This is a genomic window from Coleofasciculus sp. G2-EDA-02 (assembly GCF_040226375.1).
Taxonomy (GTDB): domain Bacteria; phylum Cyanobacteriota; class Cyanobacteriia; order Cyanobacteriales; family Coleofasciculaceae; genus Coleofasciculus.
Genome location: NZ_JAVKEW010000045.1, coordinates 1 through 5,555, shown reverse-complemented (window position 1 = coordinate 5,555; position 5,555 = coordinate 1). Strand labels below are relative to the sequence as shown.

Below are 5,555 nucleotides of genomic sequence, written 5' to 3'. Positions count from 1 at the left end.
GATTAATGCTAATAGCCTAAGTGATGTGCTACTAGCGAATGGCTAGAAACAAGGGATGATTTGGTCATCTACGTGCCTCCGATGACCCGCCTTATATCCCACACCTAAAAGGATGTGGGTTTTACGGCGCTTCGATAAAATAAGGCAGTTTATAACGCCGAATTTCTAGGAACAGTTCCCCAGATATAAACCCAAAAACAGAAAAAAAGCACCTATGACCACCGCAGCACCTGCAAAAACCAAGTACGAAGCCATAATTGGTCTAGAAACCCATTGCCAACTCAACACCGCCACCAAAATATTCTCCTACTCCTCCACAGAATTTGGCAATCCCCCCAACACCAACATCGATCCGATATGCATGGGACTTCCTGGAGTGCTACCTGTCCTCAATCAAAAAGTCCTGGAATCCGCCGTCAAAGCCGGATTAGCCCTCAACTGCCAAATCGCCCCCTATAGTAAATTTGACCGCAAACAATACTTTTATCCCGACCTACCCAAAAACTATCAAATCTCTCAATATGACCTCCCCATCGCCGAACATGGTTGGTTAGAAATCGAACTCATCGATGACGACGGAAACCCCATTGACAAAAAAATCGGCATCACTCGCCTGCACATGGAAGAAGACGCCGGAAAACTCGTCCATGCGGGAAGTGACAGACTCTCCGGTTCCACCTACTCCCTCGTTGATTTCAACCGTGCGGGTATCCCCCTGCTGGAAATTGTCTCAGAACCCGACTTGCGTTCTGGCAAAGAAGCCGCAGAATATGCCCAAGAATTGCGCCGGATTATGCGCTATCTGGGTATCAGCGATGGCAACATGCAGGAAGGTTCCCTGCGCTGTGACGTGAATATTTCCGTGCGCCCCATCGGTCAAAAAGAGTTTGGCGTGAAAGTCGAGATCAAAAATATGAACTCCTTTAACGCCATTCAAAAAGCCATTGACTACGAAATAGAACGGCAAATTGAGGCAATTGAAACCGGGGAACCCATTATCCAAGAAACCCGCCTCTGGGAAGAAGGAAGTCAACGCACAATTAGTATGCGAGTCAAAGAAGGCTCTAGCGATTACCGCTACTTCCCCGAACCCGACTTACCCCCAATTGAAGTCTCCAAAGAACAATTAGAACAATGGCGCAGTGAACTCCCCGAACTTCCCGCCCAGAAACGGCATCATTATGAAAGCGAATATGGGCTTTCGGCGTATGATGCCCGCGTATTAACCGAGGATAAACTGGTTGCCGAATATTTTGAAGCCGTTGTAACCGCAAATGCCAATCCCAAACAAACGGCAAACTGGGTAATGGGAGATATTGCGGCTTATCTGAATACCGAGAAACTAACGATTACAGAAATTGCGCTCAAACCGTTAATTTTGGCAGAACTGATTCAGCTCATTGAAGACAATACAATCAGTGGCAAAATTGCCAAAGAAATTCTCCCGGAACTGCTGTCGAAAGGTGGTTCAGCCAAGGAAATAGCTGAAAGTCGGGGACTGATTCAAATCTCTGATGTCACCCAACTCGAAGCCATAATTGATGAAGTGATTGCCGCTAATCCCAAGGAATTGGAACAGTATCGGAATGGTAAAACCAAGCTGCAAGGTTTCTTTGTCGGACAGGTGATGAAGAAAACCAGTGGACGAGCAAATCCTAAATTAACCAACCAAATTTTAGGGAAAAAATTGAAGGGATAAATTGTCGGGTGTATTAGAGAAGCGTAACCCACCATGGCTCAATCGCCAAGATGGTGCGATCGCGAATCAACCATTGAGGAAGTTCGCGATCGCGTGATTGATTTGTTCGCGATCGCCCTTGTCTCGTCCAAACGCCGCAGCATGACCGTAGACTGAGTTTAGCACCATAAGTTGGGCATGAGGAATGAGTGCGGCTTCTGCGGCGACATCGGTGACAGCAAAATAGGCATCAGTGCGAATGGGTAGAAAGAGAACCTCTGCTTTCACCCTCCTCAAAGCCTTTTCTAATGATCCATTCATACCAGGGGTAAAACTAACATCATGAGCCGCCCAAGTCTGAAAGTGACATAAAACATCATTAGCATCTTTTTCATAATAGCGGGTGCGCCATTTAGCCAAAAATTCATCCAGCGAACTCGCCTGAGTATCAGGATACCTTTGATACATTTGTGAAGAATAAAACTCTGGCGAAAAAGCCCAAGGCGCCCAAGCTTCAGACATTCGTGAAAGTCCTAACAACGGAGGTTCTGTATAATTACCCTCCTGGAACGCCGGATCAGAACGAATACAGGATATTAAACTATTGAGAAATAAACGAACATGCCAGGTAGCCCGACAACTTCCGGCAATTATAACAGATTTTTGTACCATTTCCGGGTAACTCACCGCCCATTGAATTGCCTGTTGTCCCCCCATACTCGCACCAACAACAGCACGAATCTCTTTAACACCAAGATGCTTTAGAAATGCCAATTGTAAATTCACATTATCCCGAATCGTTACCGCCGGAAAATTAGCACCATTAAACGGTGGCGGAGTATTACTCGGAGAACTACTACGCCCATTCCCCAACAACTCCGTATGAATAATCCAGTCTTTTTCTAGATCTAAAGCCAAATCAGGACCTTGCAGATAAGCCAGATCATAATAACTTTGAGCAAAAGCCGTACAAGTAACAATTGGTGCTTGTGATGACGGTGTACCACTAATTCGATAAGCTAAATTAACCTGAGGTAATACAACACCAGATTCCAGTTGAAAGCACTCAAGTGTAAACGTATTAAATTTAGGAGCTGGAAAAATACCCATTATTCGTCATTCGTCATTTGTTGGCAAACAGGGAACAGGCAACAGTAAATACACAATTCAACTCTACATCAGCTTACTTTCATATATATTGTTTTTACGATAAACTTTTCCATCAAATACACAATTCCTCTGCGTACCTCTGCGTTAACCTCTGCGTCCTCTGCGTTCAAAAAATAGGTATCAATCATACATTTGTAGGGGCGGGTTTTACGGTTATCTGTTGCGAGAGATAAAGATGTAAATAAACCCGCCCTACCCCAAGCTTCCCAAACTTATAACTTAAAATAACCTGGGTATCCAAATAACCAATGACAAATTCATCTCCAAAATAGAGCCGAAAAAACACAAGCCATAATTAACCCCGTCGCATCTGCCAATAAAGCTGCCACAAGTGCATAACGGATACGAGTAATGCCAACGGCGCCAAAATAAACAGCCAAAACATAAAACGTTGTTTCTGTACTACCCATCATTGTCGAAGCCAAAAACGCACTATAAGAATCCGGCGCTCGTTCCACTACTTCACTCAAGATACCAAATGCTCCGCCTCCAGAAAGGGGACGGATTAACGCCATCGGTAATACTTCAGCCGGCATACCAATTAAGCTGGTTATCGGATTTAATAGAGTTGAGAGTGCTTCCATCGCCCCCGACGCCCGAAACATACCAATTGCCACTAAAATAGCGACCAAAAACGGGATAATCCGAATGGCAATCTCAAACCCCTGTATCGCCCCTTCCGTCACCGCTTCATAAACTTTCACCCCTCGTCCGACACCATAGGTGATAATCAATAAAATTAATGTGGGAATTAGCCAATAGGAAAGAAAATCTTGGTCGAAGAAACCACCTAAACTTTGGCTGGTAATCACCCCATAAACCATAGAAAAGAGAAATCCAGCCATAAAACCCCAAGCGATAATTTTAGAAACTAGACCGGCTGGATACAACAAATGGGAAAAATCAGGTTCTTCAACGGGCTTAACTTCATCCTCTATTTGCAATACCGTTTCTTGTCCTGACTCATCGGCTATACTCGGCTCAGATACTTGACTCCTTTTGCGTAAAAACAACGCCACTAAAACCCCGACAAGGGTAGAACAAGTCGTAGACAACAACGTAGGTAGCCAAATTGCGGCGGGATCACTACTATTAGCTGCGGCTCGTACACCAATTACACCCAGAGGAAATAGGGCAACACTTGATGTATTAATTGCCAGAAACAGACACATCGCATCGGTTGCCGTTCCTGGAAACGGATTCAATTTATTTAACTCCACCATTGCCTTGATGCCAAATGGAGTCGCCGCATTCCCCAAACCCAGCATATTGGCAGAAATATTCAGAATCATCGCCCCCATTGCTGGATGAGTGGGGGGTACATCAGGAAAAAGTCTCACCATCAAAGGTTTGAGCGCAGTTGCCAGATTGTACATCAGTCCACCCGCTTCTAGAACCCGCACTAATCCTAACCAAAGTGCCATCACCCCAATCAAGCCAATGGCTAACTCGACGGCGGTTTTGGCGGATTCAAAACTAGCGTCAGTAATGGCTTGCATCCTGTCGGTATATCCGGCAAATAGGATAGCGACAGCAATAAAGCCGACAAAGACAACGTTGATAGCGCTGGGTTTCCTCGATAGTTGGGAGGACATACTCAATAACTCTAAACAGACAGACTCTTAGGATAACGGGAAAGGACTGAAGGCAAAAGCCCTCAGTCCAATAATTGTTCTATCAAAACCTCATAAAAGCTGAGAACCCCTGTGCTCTCTTCCAGGGGATGAAAGCGATATATGGGCTTTAGCCCAGCGTTTCTCTTGCCCACTGTTCAATTACTTCACTAGCGCTAATCCCTTTTCTTTTTGCTTCTTTTTTAATGTTTTCCCAAGCTGTAGGAGTTAACACTACAGTTCTTTTTTTCTTCACCTCATCGTGTAAAACAGGTATATTTTTTAATCGCTTTTGGGTTGTCATTGTTAGATATGCCGTATATACTAAGCATAAGCTAGCAAAGTCAAGGAGGTGAGTCAACTGTATAGAACAATCCCAGTCAGGGCTAAATTTACAGAAGAAGAAGCGGTTTACTGGGCAGACCAGTGCAAGCACTCAAATAGCCTGATTAACTGTGCAATCTATTACACAAAGCAAAAGCATCGTAGCTGGTTGGAGCAGCAAGAGAATGCCTTTACAACTTACTGGCGTGGTGATGAGTTGCGTTGCGGCTGGAAACTGTACCGCAGTAGTACGACCTACCCAGAGCTTGATAAGAAACTCAAAAACAATCCCCACTACAAGGCATTAGCCGCTCAGTCAGCACAGCAAACTCTTAAGTCTGTTGGCGAGTCACTAACCAGCTACAACGGCTTGGTTGGGCTTTACTACAAAGGTGAAGCTGACCGTCCATCATTGCCTAAGTACAGGAAGAAAGGTGGCTTAGCTGCTGTAACCTTCCCCCGTCAAGCACTAACTTACACAGAGGGCTGCTTTTACCCGTCTGTTAGCAAGGAAACTAAGCCTGAGCTAATAACTCAGATTGCGTTACCGTTCTACAACACTTGGACAAAGCTAGACAAAATTGGATCTTGTTAGACATTATCCGGATTGCTTCCTGTTTCACTCGCTTCGGTGTCGGCACTCAACCAGTCCACAGGCTTAAAATCGGACGGAACTCGCCCTACTCAAGTCTAAATACGTCAGTAATTGTAGTAATTTGAGAAGCTTTGCTGCTTTAATCCGTTATTTTCAGCGCTATTAAGGTATGCTG

At 44.8% G+C, this 5,555-nt stretch carries 4 protein-coding genes and 1 pseudogene; 2 read left to right on the top strand and 3 right to left on the bottom strand.

From position 1 onward, the window contains the following. Positions 1-214: 214 nt before the first annotated feature. Positions 215-1,699, top strand: a complete 1,485-nt coding sequence (gatB, locus tag RLO19_RS04530; RefSeq protein ID WP_446354225.1) for an Asp-tRNA(Asn)/Glu-tRNA(Gln) amidotransferase subunit GatB — start codon at positions 215-217, stop codon at positions 1,697-1,699. 66 nt (positions 1,700-1,765) lie between these two features. On the opposite strand, the gene RLO19_RS04525 is transcribed toward gatB, so the two are convergent. From RLO19_RS04525 to RLO19_RS04515, 3 genes are all read right to left on the bottom strand, one after another. Then, positions 1,766-2,788, bottom strand: coding sequence for an alpha/beta fold hydrolase (locus RLO19_RS04525; RefSeq protein WP_446354224.1), 1,023 nt, complete (start codon positions 2,786-2,788; stop codon positions 1,766-1,768). Positions 2,789-3,105: 317 nt separating this feature from the next. After that, a complete protein-coding gene (locus RLO19_RS04520; protein ID WP_446354222.1) occupies positions 3,106-4,443 on the bottom strand; it encodes a nucleoside recognition domain-containing protein in 1,338 nt (445 codons plus the stop codon). 148 nt (positions 4,444-4,591) lie between these two features. Then, positions 4,592-4,765 (bottom strand): hypothetical protein, encoded by a 174-nt coding sequence (locus RLO19_RS04515; RefSeq protein ID WP_446354220.1) that lies wholly within the window; start codon positions 4,763-4,765, stop codon positions 4,592-4,594. Positions 4,766-4,822: 57 nt separating this feature from the next. Here RLO19_RS04515 and RLO19_RS04510 point away from each other — a divergent pair. After that, positions 4,823-5,332: pseudogene (locus tag RLO19_RS04510) on the top strand (RNA-guided endonuclease TnpB family protein); the annotation flags it as partial. Positions 5,333-5,555 lie beyond the last annotated feature (223 nt).